Source organism: Mucilaginibacter sp. P1_D10 (genome assembly GCF_056406215.1).
The window spans coordinates 58,461-75,172 of record NZ_JBFUAP010000015.1 but is presented as its reverse complement, the minus strand read 5'-3'; the positions used below and the strand labels follow the sequence as shown (position 1 = coordinate 75,172).

Here is a 16,712-nt window from a genome sequence, read left to right as displayed (position 1 = left end):
CCTATTTACTGTAAAAACTCACAAAGCCATGAACACCCTGAAGAACAGCGCCCGTAAACTCAATAACGCCATTACCAACCGCGTTATAGCCCTGCACGATCAGGGGTACACCCACGATTTTATGCCGATGAAAAACCAGCATTTCCTGTGCCTGCAGGATGATGTTGATTTTGACATCGCCGACCTTAATATAAAGCTGGTTGACCATGCGTTCGACCACGTCACAAAAACCTATAAATTCATCCATATTATCGAAACCATCAACGGATCCAAGGGCTTGCTGCTAAGCGATATGGACTGCTGCGGGGATGCAATACTGGCGAATTGATGTGCAGGTGTGCAGATTTCAAATGCAGATTGATTTAAAATGAATGTGTCCCGAAGCGCCGGGATACAGATGATGGATGTGTTTATCTATTAGTAGTAATTGAAAAATATTTCTGACACGCTGTAGCCGAAACCCCATCCGAAGTTTTCGCTGCTTTCAAATATATCTGAAGCGCGTTGTTCAAATTGCTCCAGGATGCCTTCTTTGTGCGCCAATTTTAAGGCATTGCTGAAAGTGCTTGCCAAACTATTATAAAAAGCCTCATTAATGTCTCCAAAATCGTTGGTGAACTGTATGCCGGTTTCAACATAAAAAAGCATAAGGCTTGCGACCGACTCGGGGGAAGTGCCGAGTTTTTTAAAATCACTTATCGCTTCTTTACCTTGCTTAAGATTATAATTGTAGCCACGCTTTGGGAAAAAGGCTTCGTAAACCTTTACGCGATAGCTTTCTAATAAACTCGCCTCATCCTCGGGTTTGATGTATAAATTGAGATACTCCTGTACCGACTTGTTTTTCTTGTACAAGTCCGTCAATATTTCGATAAGGGCCTTTTTATCGAGTTTGGCAAGTTCGCTTTTGATAGACATTGTGGCGTTAAGTAAAATAGTTTACAAATCTTTAATTCCTCATCCTAAGATAGTTCTTTTCCCAATTAGAACTGTTTTCTATGACTTTTTGGTTGACTTTTCCAATGCAGTTTTGCATCAAACAATAATTATTTTAATATTTCTGAGGGCTTGGTTGATTTGAGATAATAATATAGATTTATCTAAATAATAGTAGTGAAATGAGTGAAACAATTCGCGATAAAATAGAAAAAGCAAAAGAAGCCGCCAGAACCGAGGCGGACCGAGTGAAAGATGAAATCGAAAGAAAACTTGACAGCTATGTCCGTACATTCCGTTGGGTAATTGGCCTCTTTGTCCCTGCTTGCGGAGTTGGCCTTTTAGCATTAGCTAATTTTTACATAAGTAATCGCGTGGAGGCAAGTATTCAACCACAAATAGATTCCTTAGCTATTATTCGTAACAACATTAAACCCATTTGGCATGAGGCCGATTTGGCATCTGGCTGGGTTAACTTTGATAATGGAAATCTAGTTGAATATTCAGGTGCTGGTTACCTGAAATACAGCGATGGGGAAGTTTATTTAAATGGGTTAATAAAAGGGGGCATAAATAATATGCCAGCTTTTATATTGCCAGACGGCTGTCGCCCCAAAAAAAGACTGGTTTTCGCAACAGTTTGTTCAGATGATCTGCCTTGCCGGGTTGATGTTTTGAGTAATGGGCAAGTAATAGTGTATGCTAAAAAGAATAATTGGGTGTCACTTGATAATATACGTTTTTCAATAATCAGTGGAAAATAATATTTTGAAAATTAGCATTATCTGCAATATTCGCTTCTATCATACATGGGCCTCGCAAGGATAAGTTGAGGAGTTTTATCTGCACATCTGAAATTTGAAATCTGCACATCAAATACACTAATGCTCAATCTCGTCATCCTGCACGAAAACTACGCACTTGGCCTTAGCGGTTCTGTTTTGCTTTTTTGCTTAAAGAATTCCACTATTTCCTCCTTTGTCATTTTAGACAATTCGATAGTCAATTTTTCACGCTGTTCACGCATAAACAGAACAGCGTCGAATTTTTTTTCAATTACTGTCTTCATATTTTATAAAATCTCTCGGTGAGCGAATTTCAAGTAAGCCGTGTCCATTTTTTAAATTAATAGAATTGTATCCCCTTATTCTGTCAACGTTTACGATATGTTTAAAGTTCCAACTAACTAAAAAACTGGCTTTATGAATAGTTGCTAACGCAATATGCAAACAATCTGCAAAACTTGTTTTGCCAACGACTTTTTCGTTTATATATGACATGGCTAACTCAACAGCGTCATCTGATTCCTCTATAAATTCGGTATTTGATGCTTTGAGTGCTGTTACCAACGACTTTACTTTTGTGGGTGCTGAAGCAAGTTCATAAGCCGTCACAGAAGAATACATGACAACAAATTCATCATTTCGAATCCGTTCAAATAAAAGTTTTGTGAACTCCTCAAACTCGTCATCAAAATAACCTCCAAATACTGAAGTGTCAAGATAAAGCCGTGGTTTCATAGGTAAATATACAAATTATAATATAAGGTCAACTCAAATCCCATAATGCTCAATCACATCCTCGGGCACTTTCGTGCCGCGACCGGTGGCCATATCAATCATTACGTAATCGAAGTAGCCATCGCAGCAAACTTTTTTGGTGGCTTTGTTGATGATGGTGAATGCCACGCGGCAGCCTTTATCGTTGATGCTTTCTATGCCGGTGCGCACTAAGAAGTAATCGCCCATTACCAGGGCGCGTTTGTAGTCCATATATACGCTGCGCACTACCCATCCAAAGCCGCGCTCCATAAATTTCTCCATGCCCATGCCGTAGCAGGTTTCCATCTGCTCGTAACGGGCGGCCAGCACATAATCAAAATACTTGCTGTTATGCACATGCTGAAACATGTCGATATCATCGGGACGTACGCGGTGCTCGGTTTCGAAAGTGGAGTAGGGCATGCTTTGAAAGTAAAAAGTTAGAAGTCAAAAGTAAGAAAGATTTGATAAGAGGAATATCATTCCTAAATATCTTTCGACGGTTAACTGCCCCATGGGGGCAAAATGTCGGTAGATATTGAGATGAACGAATTTCAGTGCCGTAGGTACTGTACAATAGCAAGTAGGTGATCGCGGGGTTGGGTTTCGTACCGATGGCACGAAAAGATTTTGTTGTATTCTTACTACCGACGTTTAACCCCGATGTGGTTGATATGCAAGTTTATCAGTTTCATTAACGTCGGTTTTAACCGACGGTACCCCCCATGGTTTTCTAACCGAAATAGGTTTTGGCTAAAGCCTGTAGGTTTGCTTTTAATCCGTCGATTAAAACCGACGGCAATGAAGGTGGATGTGCGGGTTGCGGGGCATTGATTTTTCATAGTAGGCAATTTCGCAAGCGTTTAGAGCGCGGGCCGCAGGCAACGCCACGATTGGTGAGTGGTTGATTTTGAGCGGAGAATAGTTACATTTATAAATAATTTACATGCGATTTGTTACAAATTGAAACAGTTAATAAATATTCTCTGGCCATTTTTGCTTTTGTCCTGTAACCAATCAGGAGTAAGAACGAGAACCATAAATAGCGACCTCGATGAATATGATAAGTTGGAAACATTATACCATAACTGTGACACGGTTATTAGGAAAATAGACACCGTAATTATTGTGAATTCCAAGCTTGATACTACCGTAACCGAGACAGGGATTTTCACTTATTTACAGTACGACTATCCTCTAACAACACCTCATAAATTAATCAATCATTGCAAATCCGCTATTCAATTTGATAAACGGGGAGAGAAAGAGAAGGCCAACGAGTTGTTTAAGATTGTAATTGCCTTTTATCATAACGAAAGACCTGTGCAGTTAAAAAGTTATTCGGATATGAATGGTTATCTTCAATATGAGGTTAATTCTGCTATTCTTTGCTCTTATGCTTATGAAAGGCTTGGTGACAAAAAAAACGCGATAACTACATTGCAGCCATTCTTAGCCAATACAGAAGCTTGGAACAGTAAGATTCACGAACGATTTATCCGGCTATGCATTGGGAAATATGGCATTGATAAGGTTAAAGCCGAACTTAATAGTTGTGCAAATACAGTAAAGTTTAAAAAGCAGGATGCGCCGGAAAATAATGATTGGGTAGTTAATGTGTTTGGTGCGGATATTGGAATTGGCAACACATTCGAGACAAAGCAAATGACCATCGTAAAGGCTGACAGTATAGTTAGGCAAATGGATTTCTATAAACTAGCAAAATGAGCAGTAATACAGCAGTAACGAACTGGAAATTATAGTCCTCTTAATATATAAATTCAACGACTTTCGCCAACCCCAACCACCCTCTTAATCAACAATTCACCAATATCAAACCACCCCTTGCACATATAAAAGCTTAACCGTATCTTTGCGCCACAATTAATAGAATTTTAAACGCTTTAATATTATTTACGTAATGTATTTAAGTAACGAAGCAAAGGCAGAGATCTTTGCAAAACATGGTAAGAGTGCCGCTGATACAGGTACAACCGAAGGACAGGTAGCATTATTCACTTACCGCATAGCGCACTTAACTGGTCACCTTAAGAAAAACAAACACGATTTTTCTACCCAGTTATCGCTACAAAAATTAGTAGGTAAACGCCGCGGATTGCTGGCATACCTTTTCAAAAAAGATATCAACAGGTATCGTGCTATCATCAAAGCTTTAGCGCTAAGGGATATCATCAAGTAATCCTCCTGAATATTTTTCAAAAAGCCGTCCGCATTATGCAGGATGGCTTTTTTACTTTTTGAAATCGTTATTTGCTGCCTTTTATAAACCTAAAACAGTCGCAAAAACAGCTTCAAAAGCCGATTCAGAACCGGCGAAACATACACATCGAAACAATACATACACACACATAAAAACCGGGACGCTCCTGAAGATGAAAAGCGCCCCACAACACAAACAAGATGAGTTTAAACGTAATTAAAAAGGTTATTGATTTAGGTGACGGCCGCACCATTGAGATCGAAACCGGTAAACTGGCTAAGCAGGCAGATGGCTCTGTAGTAATTAAGATGGGTGATACCATGTTATTGGCTACTGTAGTATCATCACCGGATGCAAAAGAGGGCATTGATTTCTTACCTCTTTCTGTAGATTATCAAGAGAAATACGCTTCCACCGGCCGCATACCGGGTGGTTTTTTACGCCGCGAGGCACGTTTGTCAGACTATGAGGTTTTGATCTCGCGTTTGGTTGACCGTGCATTGCGCCCAATGTTCCCAGAAGATTATCACGCCGATACACAAGTGATGATTTCTTTGATTTCTGCCGATAAAGACATTATGCCGGATGCACTGGCAGGTTTAGCGGCTTCTGCAGCATTAGCTGTTTCTGATATCCCTTTCAACGGGCCTATATCTGAAGTGCGTGTTGCTAAAGTTGATGGCAAATTGATTATCAACCCAACCCTTAGCCAGTTAAAAACTGCAACCCTAGAATTCATTGTAGCAGGTAACCAGCACGACATCAACATGGTGGAAGGCGAAAGTGCCGAGATACAGGAAGCTGAACTGGTTGAAGCGATTAAGTTTGCACACACTGCCATCAAAATACAGTGTTTAGCGCAAATTGAGCTTGCCGAAGAAGTTGGCAAAACTGTTAAACGTACCTACAGCCACGAGCACAGCAACGAAGACCTGAAAAAGGCTATCTACGAAGCTACTTACCAGCAGGTATATGATATCGCTTCTTCTGCTTCTGCAAAAGACGAGCGTTCTGCAAAATTCAAAGAAGTACGTGATGCTTACATCGCTACTTTAGGCGAAATTGACGATATCACCAAATCGTTAGCCAAAAAATACTACCACGATGTGGAATACGATGCCATCCGTAACCTGGTTTTGGATGAAGGCAAACGTTTAGATGGCCGCCACACCAAACAAATACGCCCTATATGGAGCGAAGTTAGTTACCTGCCATCTGCACACGGTAGCGCTGTATTTACCCGCGGCGAAACCCAGGCATTAACCACCGTTACCTTAGGCGCTAAGGACGATGAGCAAATGATTGATGGTGCTTTCATCAACGGTTACCAAAAATTCCTGTTGCACTACAATTTCCCTGGTTTCTCAACCGGTGAGGTTCGCCCTAACAGGGGTGCAGGCCGTCGCGAGATTGGTCACGGTAACCTGGCTATGCGTTCGTTAAAACGTGTGTTACCGCACGAAGATGAGAACCCATACACTATCCGTATCGTTTCTGATATTTTGGAATCTAACGGTTCATCGTCAATGGCTACGGTTTGCGCCGGTACTTTGGCTTTGATGGATGCAGGTGTTAAAATCACCAACCCGGTATCAGGTATCGCAATGGGCTTGATCACCAACGAAATGGGTACCAAATACGCTATCCTTTCTGATATCCTTGGCGATGAAGATCACTTAGGTGATATGGACTTTAAAGTAACCGGTACCAAAAACGGTATAGTTGCTGTACAGATGGACCTGAAAATTAACGGTCTTTCTTACGAAGTGCTTACCAACGCATTAGATCAGGCAAAAGAAGGCCGCTTACATATCCTTGGCGAAATGGCTAAAACCATGACCGCGCCACGCGAAGATTATAAACCACACGCTCCACGTATTGTTACCATTAAAATCGACAAAGAATTTATTGGTGCAGTTATCGGGCCCGGCGGTAAAATCATCCAGGAAATGCAACGCGAAACCGGTGCTACTATCTCTATCGAAGAGGTTAACAACGTGGGTATAGTACAGGTATTTGCCGATAACAAGGCAGCTATCGATGCGGCTTTAACCCGCATCCGCAACATCGCTTCTAAACCGGAAGTTGGCGAGATATACGAAGGCAAAGTGAAATCGATTATGCCGTTTGGCGCATTCGTAGAAATTATGCCGGGTAAAGATGGCTTGCTGCACATCTCTGAAATAGATCACCGCAGGATAGAGACCATGGATGGTATCTTCAACATAGGCGACGAGGTGCGCGTGAAACTGCTTGACGTGGATAAACAAGGCAAACTGAAACTTTCCCGTAAAGTTTTATTGCCAAGGCCAGAGTCGAACAAATAACATACCTAATCCGTATAAGACAAAACCCTCCCAAAAAGAGGGTTTTGTTATTTTAATTTTAATTTTTTATAAATAATTAAAACAAAATACAAATCTTAGTGGTTGCAAGTACTTAAGTATAACTATATCGAGAAACATTTAGCCGGATCCTTGTTTTGCAAATGACATCTACCACCAATGATCCTTTAGGTTTTCTCAATAATTCGCGGGGGATGGGCAACGGGCAGCACACCGACCTCATTCAGCAGTTATTGTACGAGATCATAAGGGTTAAAGAGCTTATTACCTATTACGACTCCATCCCCAACGGGGCAGGGCAGCTCGGCTCTTCTATTTTGAACGAGCTGGTTACCGAAGCCTACAACTCTCTCGTGAACTACGATACCATCCTGATGAAGAAATACTACGATCTGTTGCTGAATTGCGATTGACGAGATTTCGAACTATTCCTTTCCCCGTGCATTAAGCACTTTTGCTATTTCTTTAACGAAGATCCCTGCATACACTCCCTCTTCGTCTAGATCCGGATCGAGGATGGTAATATCCATACCGCTTACTATACCCGATTGGAAAAGCGCAGTTAACGTTTGGTTCAGTTCGCTATAAGATAGGCCTCCTTGCTGAGGGGAGTCCACACAGGGCATTATATCATCATCCAGCACGTCTACGTCCAAATGAATCCAGATGCCGTCTAAGTTTTTCAATTTAGCCTGGGCTATAAAATCAGCTGTAACGGTTTTAATACCGATTTGCCTGATATGGCTCAAGCTGAAATAGGCGATGCCCGAGTTGAGGATCAACTCTACATACTCCCGGTCCTCGCAACGATTACCGAAAGCAAGGGCGTCGGCTTCGTTTACGTAGGGTTTTAAGCCATCGATATTGGTGATTTTGTTCGCACCGTTGCCGGTTACTAAAGCCAGGTCCATGCCTGCCGCGGCTTTGGTTGCCGAAAATTGGGTGGGGACGTAGTCGGTATGCCCATCCATAAAAAACAAAGCGCATTGGCCATGCTTTTTTGCGCCCAGCATGCAGCCGATCAATATGCTGCAATCGCCGCCGATAACTAAGGGGAAGTTGTTTTTTGCTAAAGTATCCTGTACCGTAAGCGCTAAATTTTTGGAATAGTCCACAATTGCATCCGCGTTCCTAACGCCCGTTTCGGCATCGATATGCATGCTGTAGGGTGGTGCGGGTATGTTGATGATTTGAGTGGGCGAGAGGGCTTCATATAGGCCGTGTTGCTTTAGCCATTGCGGAAGCCTGTCTACACCCGGCGGTTTGCCCGGCGTAAGTTCTTTTAACCCTAAATTGAAAGGGCTTTCTATCACAACCAGGTTATTCATAAATCGCCTTATCTTTTCCCGAAAACCCTTTCCCTCAATTCCTGCGAAATTTCGTCTGTTACCCTGATGATGTCATCCGCCACCGTTCCGTTGTTGATTACTACTTTGGCACATCTGTCGCGGTGGGGCAGCAGGTACTCTTTATAGGCCGGTACAACGTGGTTCACCCATTTGAAATACGCGTCTTCGTTAGAGTAGCCGCGTTCGGCCAGGTCGCGCTTAAGGCGGCGTGCCAGGGCAATGTCTTCGTCGGCTTCGATGAAGATGGTCATGTCCAGATCGTTGGCTACCTTTTTAAAGTGGAGGATGAACAAACCCTCTACGATAATGATAGGCGCGGGCTTTATCTCCAGTATCCTGGGTACGATATCGGGGTTATTGAAGGTGTATTCTTTTTGGTAAACGGTTTCCCAGCGCATCAGCTTGCTGATGTCGCTCTCAAACAAATCAGCATCAATGGTGCTGGGCAGGTCGAAGTTATAGTGCTTGTTTTCTTCCTTGGTCATGGTATGCGCCACGGGGATGTAGTAATCATCCTGCGATACCAGGCACACTTCTTCGGGCGTAAAATGCTCCAAAAAACATTTCAGGAAAAAGGTTTTGCCACTTCCGCTTCCGCCGGCAACACCAACTACATAAGGTTTATTCATTAGGCGTACCGTAGCTAATAGTTACATGGAAACGTTTGTCAATAGCACCGATAGCGTCGGCAACATTCTTGGTCATTACAATCATAACGCCCTGGGTGTTTTGGTTATCGGTAAAGCGGCCAACTACCTTGGCAAAGGTGCTTTTACCCGTCATGGGGTTGGTAATGCGCATCACGGTGCCAATAGGGGCGGTGCGGTGCAGTATCAGTTTTTTATTGGGGTCGAGGCTGGTATCTTCTATCCAGGTGGCTACGCCCTTCTCGTTCTTTTCGAATAAGCCGTATTTGGCGTTACCGGCGCGTTTATCGGCCAATGAATCTGCCGGCGATGCCACGTAAGTGCTATCGCGTTTGGCCAAGGCGGTATCGGGGTGCATTACAACAGGAGCAGTACCTGCAGGCTGCGTAACAACGGGTTGCGTTGCAACGGGCTTAGGCGCAGGCACGCCTGAGCGTATGGTGAGCACCTGGCCCGGCATAAGGGGGCCGGTTAGTTTGTTGGTTTCGGTAATTTCATCAACCGTAGTGCCGAAGCGTTTGGCGATGGCATAAAGCGTTTCGCCAGCCGATACTTTGTATTGCTGCGTGGTAATGCCGCTGGTATTATTGCTGTTGGCCACCTGCTGTGCAGTTTTTTGGTCGGCAGCGGTTATGGTGGGTGGTGTGTTTGTTGCGGGCTGGGTAGTTACTACGGGAGTGGTAGTTGCAGGCTGAGTTGTTGCGGGTTGCTGCACTACAGGCTTTGTTTGCGGCTGTTGGGCCGGGGTGGTAGTTACTACCGCAGGGGCATCGGCAAAGGGGCGCTCGGTAGGCACTTTGATAATTTTGCCAATCTGCATGCTGGCGTTATTATTAAAGTCGATGATAGCTTTCGGGCTAACGCCGTATTTGCGACCGAGGGAGTAATAATTGTCTTTTGGGTCCAGCTTGTGGAGGATAACTTTCTTGCCGTTGAGGTTTTCTACGCCTACAGAATCAACTAATGGGCGGGCGTATAACGAAGCGGAGGCGAAGAGGGATATGGAGGATAACAATAAGAACTTATGCTTCATAATTTGCTATTATACAGTATTTTTAGAGGGCTAATACGATAATTTCTGTTTTATTCTTAATGTAAACAAGTACATTTTTATGTAATACAAACGCCTCGGGCTGCAATTTTTGTATATCGGCGTTCAATAAATCGGCGTACACAATCTCCGGACCCTCCATTATATACAGGTGCTGTTGCAGCACCCCGTTTTTTAACGTGTGCAAAGATACAATTCTATACCTATTGTAATCCAGCCGCTGCACGATATTTCCGTAAGGCGTTTCGGGTAGCGTGCCGGCCATAAAATCCTGTGCGGAGGCTATTTCGGGTACGGCTATGCTGTTGGGCAGGGGCAAATCGGCCGGTTGGTAGCTGCGCATCGGCCGGCCGGTAGTCATATCGGCCAGCATCAGTTTTTTGGGCTGTAGGGTGGTATCGTAAATTATAGGGCCGTTTATGCTGAGATGGTCGAACGCGTGGCTGTAGTTGCTCCATAAGGTCGCAGCATCCTGTGTGCCGATGGCGATAATGCCCTTGTGCTCGGGGCTGCCCTCATGCTTGTAGTAATGCAGTAAAGCTACGCCATCATACACGGCTTCCAAACCCGTAAGCCAGCGTTCTTCGGTAGTAAGGCCTTCAAAGTACAGCCGGCCGGTAGTTAAGGATAGGGAGGCAAAACTTACCTGCTTATCGTCGGAGTTTCGTATTTCCAGCAGCAGGGTGTCTGTTAGCTCGTCTATCTCCATCCGCCAGATGGTGCCGCCGAATTGATGGCCGAATAATGGTTGCAGCATTGTCATTTATGCTGCAAATATGGGCAATATTATCAAATGTGCTTACCTTTATCAACGATGCCGCCAAAGGTATCTAATCCACCAAACACATACACACATCACAACACTATGGACGCAAAAGAAATAAGCTTAGAAGAAAAAAAAGTAAAACCGGTTGTAGACCATCTGAACGACCTGCTGGCCAATTACCACATCCACTACCAAAAACTGCGTGGCTGCCACTGGAACGTAAAAGGCCAAAGCTTTTTTACCCTGCACGTAAAATTCGAGGAGTTATACACCGCCGCGCTTACTACTATCGACGAACTGGCAGAGCGTATCCTCACCCTGGGAAAAGCCCCTTATAGTACTTTTAAAGACTATATCGGCACATCAACCCTGAAAGAAATCCAAACCATCGGATTGAAGGATACCGATATGGTAAAGGCTTTGATTGAAGACATGGCTACATTGATTGAAATGGAGCGCGAACTACTGGAAATAACCGATAAAGCCGGCGACGATGGTACCAACGATATGGTGAACCGTTTTATGCAATTCAAGGAGAAAAACACCTGGATGTTGAGGTCTTTCGTGAATGAAGATTAATTGATTTCGGAATTCGAATGTTCGATTTCGGATTTGTTATTACCCCATAAATAATCAAGGCGATGAAATTTTCATCGCCTTGATTATTTATGTAAAGCATCTTAACCGTCACCGCAGGCTCTCAGTAGAGGATCCTGCGGCGGCGGAAGATTGTGTTACGCTCCGGGCTTCCCCGGGGGGGGGGCAACGGTTCCGCAGGGTCCTTTTTCAAAGAGACCTTACGGGGACATGAAGTGTTCCCGCCACTTACCAAATCGTGAGAACCTATAAAGCGTTCCTATGGAACGCGCTTTCATATCTTTCTTTTTCTACCCATAAGGTATCCCGAAGGGATACGCATTTACTTTCTTCGTCCCTTCGGGACGGCTTATGGGTAGGAAACATGTAAAACCGTCCATTTTACGTTCCATCGGAACGTTTTATGATATTAAGTTTGCAGTAGCGATGGCTTTTTAGCGTAGTATTTTTATGGGTTAACTCAAACTCGGTAGAGGACCCTGCGGCGGCAGAAAGTCTTTTAGATTTTTAGTGCTTCAATATGGATTTTCACCCATTTTTACGCTATGCAGCCTTGTTGTAATCAAATCAGAGATTGTTAAGTCCAGGCAACGAATCCACGAGGGCTCAAGCAAAGCATCCGCGTAATATGCTTCGTAAATAACCGGGTCGTGTACGCCGACCTCATCTAAATAAACAAAAACACACTGGTCAAGCGCGTTGTAAATATCTATTACATAAAATGGCCTGGATATAAACCTGTCGAATTCTTTCATCCATTTTCTGGTATCTTCTTGCAATTCTTGTTGTGAATGATTTAGCCCAAAATCAAGTACAATGCAATATTTCCCAGCGAGGAACAACATTTCACGCAACGCCTTTGGAAACTCGTTGCCATTGTTATACACCAATTCCAGCGCACGAATTTCATCCAACGAAATTGGCTCGTTTCGGAACGGCCCTCTTTTTGGATTATCTCTAAGGTTTTGTAATAATTCAACTTCCATTTTTTTGATTTCAATTCCAATAAGTAAGGCGATGAAATTTTTCATCGCCTCGCTTATTTATAAAATCTCTGTGAACCTCTGTGTATATCTCTGCGGACTCTGTGGTTAAATAGCCACTATGAAGTCTCACATCTCAAATCTCACGTCTCAAATCTTAAAACCTATACCCCAAAGTCAAATAACCATTGTTCAATGTTTTGTTGAGCAATGCGCTTGGGCTTGCAGAACCGATTTCGTAAGGGAACACCGTTTGGCTGCCGGTGGCGTGGGTGTAGGTAGCATCCAGGTAATACTGGCCAAAGCGCAGACCTAAGCCGCCGCTTACGGTTTTAATGTCGCTGTCGTTGCCATCGCGGCGGGCTTTGCCCTGTATGCCGTAACCGCCACGCAGCAAAAAGAAACTGGTGATGCGGGCTTCGGCACCTAAATGGTAGTTTACTGCCGATTGGTAATTGCTGCGTATGGTCGAGTTATCGAAAGTGCCATCGAAATTAGCATCGCTGCTGATATGGGTGCTGCTGTAATCTACATATTCGATATCGCCGGTAATAAAACCAAACGATTTAATGAATATAGATGCACCGCCGGCAAATTTCCACGGTGTGCGCATGGTGTAAGTCAGCGCATAGTTCTGCGGACCGTCTTCGTAACGCTGTCCGTTGCTTATGCTGGTAGCCAGGCTCTCGCTGTACGAATCATCAATAGTATAATAAGTAGGCGTGTGAATTACCGCACCTATACGGAATGCATCGGCAGGTTTGAAGATAACGCCTAAACGGCCGCTAATGCCCGAGCCTTTGGTGTCTTGATCCTGCGTAAAATTAGAGGTGTAATTGCGGGTAACCCCAACAGGGTTAGGATTGCCTTCGAGTACCGATAGCGAACCATCCTCATAAAAATTGCTGAGGGAGTTGAACCTCACGTTTACGAAGCTTATGCCCGCGCCGATGTAGAACTTGTTGCTGTAGTTGGCGCCAAAGGCAAAATCCAAAGCTGATAGGCCGCCGCTGCGTGTCGCGATGCTCTGCTGGTTAATGCCAGGGAAAGCATTGCTTTTATAGTTGGGATCGGCGTTGGTGCCGTAATTATCTATCAGGTTATGGTCGTAAGCGGCACCGGCCAGGGTACCTACGTCTATACCATACTGGTTGGCCTGGTTGGCATAGTAATCATTGATAGAGTTGTTGCTATTTCGGCCCGCGTAATTGATGTTTTCGTAAAAATTCGCGGTACGGCTGTAACCGCCGCCATAGTTAAAACTAAGCCATCCTTTGGTTTTATCGGCACCTTTTGGCCGTTGCAGCTGCTGGTATATCACAAAGGCGGCGTGGTTAAGGTTGCCGGTAGTTTTTGTATCAACTTTAGAACTGTTTAAATAGCTCGAGTTTGCTTTGAAATTGTTGTATTCGGGCGTAATGCTCAACTCCGAATGGGTAAAGAAACCCAGGCCGGCGGGGTTGCCGCTTACCGAGCTAAGGTCGCCGCCAATGGCTGTGCCGGCATTGCCAACGCCTTTTATACGCGCTGTAGAGCCGGTTTGCCCGGTAGAAAAACGCACCGCATCCTGCGCGTATTGGGCAAAACTATTTTGGGTAATTGCTACTATAGCAATTACACTGAGTAGATATTTAATTTTCATAAAATAATAGGTGTATGTGATAAAAATTATGGTCGTGATGGTCTGCCGCCGCCACCACCGCCGCTGCTTGAGCCGCCGCCACCGCCACCACTGCTGCTTGAGGATGAAGGAGCGGGAGGAGAGTAAGTAGGTTGCCTATCGGGCGTGCGGGCTGTACTTGCCGGGCGTTGTTGTGGCTGATAGCTGTCGTTACCGCCGCTGCGTGCTGCCCTGGTTGGGCGCGTATTGCTGTAGCCGCCGTTATTATTGCCGTTAGCCGTTCTGGTATAGCCGCCGTTTGCGCCCCTGGTTGGCCTGTTTGGATAGTAGCCAATGCCATTGTTGGCAACCCCGTTATAGCCTACACCATTGCGGCCGCCTGCGCCTAATCCACGCGGGCTGCCTGTTCCGCGCACAGGGCGCGGGTTGCCATAGGCCGATACCGGGCCCCAGTACGAGCCGCCGTAACCATAGCCTGTACCCCAGTACGAGTAGGGCGAATAGCCATAGCCGCCATAACCACCGTAACCATAATAACCGCCATAACCAAAGCCGGCATAGGGCGAAAATGCACCATAGCCATAGCCTATACCGCCATAATAGCCATAAGGGAGGGTGAAAGGGCTCCAGTTTAGGCCTATGCTGAAACTATAGTTGCTGTAATTGTATGGATTGTAATTGCCGTAATAGCTATCGTAGTAGCTAAATGGCGAGTAATAGCCAAAACGGTTGATACGCGATGAGTAATCGTCGTAGTAGTAATAATCGTCGTCGCCGCCATCGCCGTCATAGGCTACGTCGTCCTGCTGCTGCTGGTACACGGGTTTAGGCGCTATATATTCGGGCGCTTCTCCTGCGGTTGCCTGCGAAAAGTAGACGTCGTCGCTGTTTTTTGCGTTGTTTGCGGTTTTATTTACCGAGCAGGAACTCAGCGCCACGGCGCCGATAATTGCGATTCCTAAGAGTAGGTTCCTTTTCATTTTGCAGAGAGTATAAAGTTCGAGTTCAAATAAACGTATAAATTTATAAATTTGGCGGTTAGTATTATTAATTATAAAGTCAAATTCTATTCCAAAAATCAATATATGAGCAAAGGTGTTATCAGCAAAGACGAAGATTATTCGCAATGGTTTAACGACTTAATAATTAAATCTGATATGGCCGAATATTCGCCTGTCAGAGGGTGTATGATCATTAAGCCCTACGGCTATTCTATATGGGAAAAGATACAGGCTCAGCTCGATAAAATGTTCAAAGAAACCGGGCATCAGAACGCCTATTTCCCGCTGCTTATACCAAAGTCTTTCTTCTCTAAAGAAGCCAGCCACGTGGAAGGTTTCGCTAAAGAATGCGCTGTAGTTACCCACTACAGGCTAAAGAACGATGGCAACGGCAATATTGTTGTGGATGAGGACGCGAAATTGGAGGAAGAATTAATCATTCGCCCAACATCAGAAACCATCATCTGGAACACCTACCGCGGCTGGATACAAAGCTACCGTGATTTGCCTATTTTGGTGAACCAATGGGCCAACGTAATGCGTTGGGAAATGCGCACCCGTTTGTTTTTGCGCACCAGCGAATTCTTATGGCAGGAGGGCCATACCGCCCACGCAACCGCCGAAGAAGCTGTAGCAGAAACCGAACAGATGCTGGATGTTTACGCCGAATTTGCCGAAAATTGGATGGCGCTGCCGGTAGTAAAAGGCCGCAAAACCGCCAACGAACGCTTCGCCGGCGCGCTGGATACCTACTGCATCGAAGCATTGATGCAGGATGGCAAGGCCCTGCAGGCCGGTACATCACACTTTTTAGGGCAGAATTTCGCCAAAGCTTTCGACGTGAAATTCACCACCCGCGATAACAAACAGGATTTTGTTTGGGCAACCTCATGGGGAGTATCAACACGTTTAATTGGTGCCTTGATTATGGCGCACTCCGATGATGCCGGACTGGTATTGCCGCCAAAACTGGCACCGATACAGGTGGTTATTGTGCCGATATACAAGCACCCCGAAGAACTGGATGCCATCAGCGAATACGTTAAAGGCTTAACTAAAGAGTTACGCTCTAAAGATGTTACCGTGAAATTCGATAACCGCGACACCCATCGCCCTGGCGCAAAATTTGCCGAATACGAACTGAAAGGCGTGCCATTGCGCGTAGCCATAGGCAGTCGCGATATGCAGAATGGCACCGTAGAACTTGCCCGCCGCGATACCAAAACCAAGGAAACCGTACAACAGGATGGTTTGGCAGCGCACATCACCGCCTTGCTGGAAGAGATACAGACCAATATCTACACCAAGGCCTCAACCTTCCGTGCGGAGAATACCACCGAGGTAGATACCTACGAGGAGTTCAAACGTATGCTTGATGAGCAGCCGGGCTTTATATCGGCCCATTGGGATGGCACCTCAGAAACCGAACAAAAGATAAAAGATGAAACTAAGGCAACAATACGTTGCATACCTTTGAACAATAAGCAGGAAGAGGGCAAATGCATTTTGACGGGCAATCCGTCGACGCAGAGGGTGCTTTTTGCCCGAGCATACTAATTTAGTCCATAGTCGATGGTCGATAGTCCATAGCTATGAATATTGTATTTTTTACTATGGTCCATCGACTATCGACTATGGACCGTGCTGAAAGCAC

Annotated in this window: 18 protein-coding genes; 8 read left to right on the top strand and 10 right to left on the bottom strand. The window is 44.9% G+C overall.

Annotated features, from left to right (window positions below):
- Positions 1–28: 28 nt before the first annotated feature.
- Positions 29–328: a hypothetical protein gene (locus AC1DYT_RS21215; RefSeq protein WP_477471522.1), complete on the top strand. Its 300-nt coding sequence runs from the start codon at positions 29–31 to the stop codon at positions 326–328.
- 89 nt (positions 329–417) lie between these two features.
- On the opposite strand, the gene AC1DYT_RS21210 is transcribed toward AC1DYT_RS21215, so the two are convergent.
- Positions 418–918 (bottom strand): DUF6155 family protein, encoded by a 501-nt coding sequence (locus AC1DYT_RS21210; protein ID WP_477471521.1) that lies wholly within the window; start codon positions 916–918, stop codon positions 418–420.
- A 200-nt stretch (positions 919–1,118) separates the two neighbouring features.
- Between AC1DYT_RS21210 and AC1DYT_RS21205 the strand changes: the two genes are divergently transcribed.
- A complete protein-coding gene (locus AC1DYT_RS21205) occupies positions 1,119–1,700 on the top strand; it encodes a hypothetical protein (RefSeq protein WP_477471520.1) in 582 nt (193 codons plus the stop codon).
- Between the two features lie 288 nt (positions 1,701–1,988).
- Here AC1DYT_RS21205 and AC1DYT_RS21200 read toward each other — a convergent pair whose 3' ends face one another.
- Together AC1DYT_RS21200 and AC1DYT_RS21195 are read right to left on the bottom strand one after the other, a co-directional pair.
- Positions 1,989–2,456, bottom strand: a complete 468-nt coding sequence (locus AC1DYT_RS21200) for a PIN domain-containing protein (RefSeq protein WP_477471519.1) — start codon at positions 2,454–2,456, stop codon at positions 1,989–1,991.
- 33 nt (positions 2,457–2,489) lie between these two features.
- A complete protein-coding gene (locus AC1DYT_RS21195) occupies positions 2,490–2,900 on the bottom strand; it encodes an acyl-CoA thioesterase (RefSeq protein ID WP_477471518.1) in 411 nt (136 codons plus the stop codon).
- A gap of 705 nt (positions 2,901–3,605) precedes the next feature.
- Between AC1DYT_RS21195 and AC1DYT_RS21190 the strand changes: the two genes are divergently transcribed.
- From AC1DYT_RS21190 to AC1DYT_RS21175, 4 genes are all read left to right on the top strand, one after another.
- Positions 3,606–4,205, top strand: coding sequence for a hypothetical protein (locus AC1DYT_RS21190; protein ID WP_477471517.1), 600 nt, complete (start codon positions 3,606–3,608; stop codon positions 4,203–4,205).
- A 193-nt stretch (positions 4,206–4,398) separates the two neighbouring features.
- Positions 4,399–4,677, top strand: a complete 279-nt coding sequence (rpsO, locus tag AC1DYT_RS21185; protein ID WP_191187177.1) for a 30S ribosomal protein S15 — start codon at positions 4,399–4,401, stop codon at positions 4,675–4,677.
- Positions 4,678–4,898: 221 nt separating this feature from the next.
- Positions 4,899–7,025, top strand: coding sequence for a polyribonucleotide nucleotidyltransferase (gene pnp / locus AC1DYT_RS21180; protein WP_477459887.1), 2,127 nt, complete (start codon positions 4,899–4,901; stop codon positions 7,023–7,025).
- A 161-nt stretch (positions 7,026–7,186) separates the two neighbouring features.
- Positions 7,187–7,456, top strand: a complete 270-nt coding sequence (locus tag AC1DYT_RS21175; RefSeq protein WP_477471516.1) for a hypothetical protein — start codon at positions 7,187–7,189, stop codon at positions 7,454–7,456.
- 12 nt (positions 7,457–7,468) lie between these two features.
- Here the strand turns inward: AC1DYT_RS21175 and AC1DYT_RS21170 are convergent, their stop codons facing one another.
- From AC1DYT_RS21170 to AC1DYT_RS21155, 4 genes are read right to left on the bottom strand one after another with little or no spacing between them, the layout of a single operon-like run.
- The gene (locus AC1DYT_RS21170; RefSeq protein WP_477471515.1) at positions 7,469–8,371 is read right to left on the bottom strand and encodes an arginase family protein; all 903 of its coding nucleotides are present in this window, start codon (positions 8,369–8,371) and stop codon (positions 7,469–7,471) included.
- Between the two features lie 8 nt (positions 8,372–8,379).
- Positions 8,380–9,021 carry a uridine kinase family protein gene (locus AC1DYT_RS21165; RefSeq protein ID WP_477471514.1) on the bottom strand — a complete coding sequence of 214 codons (642 nt, stop codon included), beginning with the start codon at positions 9,019–9,021 and terminating at the stop codon, positions 8,380–8,382.
- Complete coding sequence (locus AC1DYT_RS21160; RefSeq protein ID WP_477471513.1) at positions 9,014–10,072, bottom strand: DPBB and LysM peptidoglycan-binding domain-containing protein; 1,059 nt, start codon at positions 10,070–10,072, stop codon at positions 9,014–9,016. Before AC1DYT_RS21160 ends, AC1DYT_RS21165 begins: the two co-directional genes overlap by 8 nt.
- Positions 10,073–10,094: 22 nt before the next feature.
- Positions 10,095–10,847, bottom strand: a complete 753-nt coding sequence (locus AC1DYT_RS21155) for a DUF4905 domain-containing protein (RefSeq protein WP_477471512.1) — start codon at positions 10,845–10,847, stop codon at positions 10,095–10,097.
- Positions 10,848–10,955: 108 nt separating this feature from the next.
- On the opposite strand from AC1DYT_RS21155, the gene AC1DYT_RS21150 reads away from it, so the two are divergent.
- Positions 10,956–11,435: a Dps family protein gene (locus tag AC1DYT_RS21150; protein WP_477471511.1), complete on the top strand. Its 480-nt coding sequence runs from the start codon at positions 10,956–10,958 to the stop codon at positions 11,433–11,435.
- A gap of 533 nt (positions 11,436–11,968) precedes the next feature.
- Here AC1DYT_RS21150 and AC1DYT_RS21145 read toward each other — a convergent pair.
- From AC1DYT_RS21145 to AC1DYT_RS21135, 3 genes are all read right to left on the bottom strand, one after another.
- A complete protein-coding gene (locus AC1DYT_RS21145; protein WP_477471510.1) occupies positions 11,969–12,484 on the bottom strand; it encodes a hypothetical protein in 516 nt (171 codons plus the stop codon).
- A gap of 109 nt (positions 12,485–12,593) precedes the next feature.
- Positions 12,594–14,078 (bottom strand): OmpP1/FadL family transporter, encoded by a 1,485-nt coding sequence (locus AC1DYT_RS21140; RefSeq protein WP_477471509.1) that lies wholly within the window; start codon positions 14,076–14,078, stop codon positions 12,594–12,596.
- A 26-nt stretch (positions 14,079–14,104) separates the two neighbouring features.
- Positions 14,105–15,037: a hypothetical protein gene (locus tag AC1DYT_RS21135; RefSeq protein WP_477471508.1), complete on the bottom strand. Its 933-nt coding sequence runs from the start codon at positions 15,035–15,037 to the stop codon at positions 14,105–14,107.
- 105 nt (positions 15,038–15,142) lie between these two features.
- Between AC1DYT_RS21135 and proS the strand changes: the two genes are divergently transcribed.
- Positions 15,143–16,615 (top strand): proline--tRNA ligase, encoded by a 1,473-nt coding sequence (proS, locus tag AC1DYT_RS21130; RefSeq protein WP_477471507.1) that lies wholly within the window; start codon positions 15,143–15,145, stop codon positions 16,613–16,615.
- The last annotated feature ends 97 nt before the right edge of the window (positions 16,616–16,712 follow it).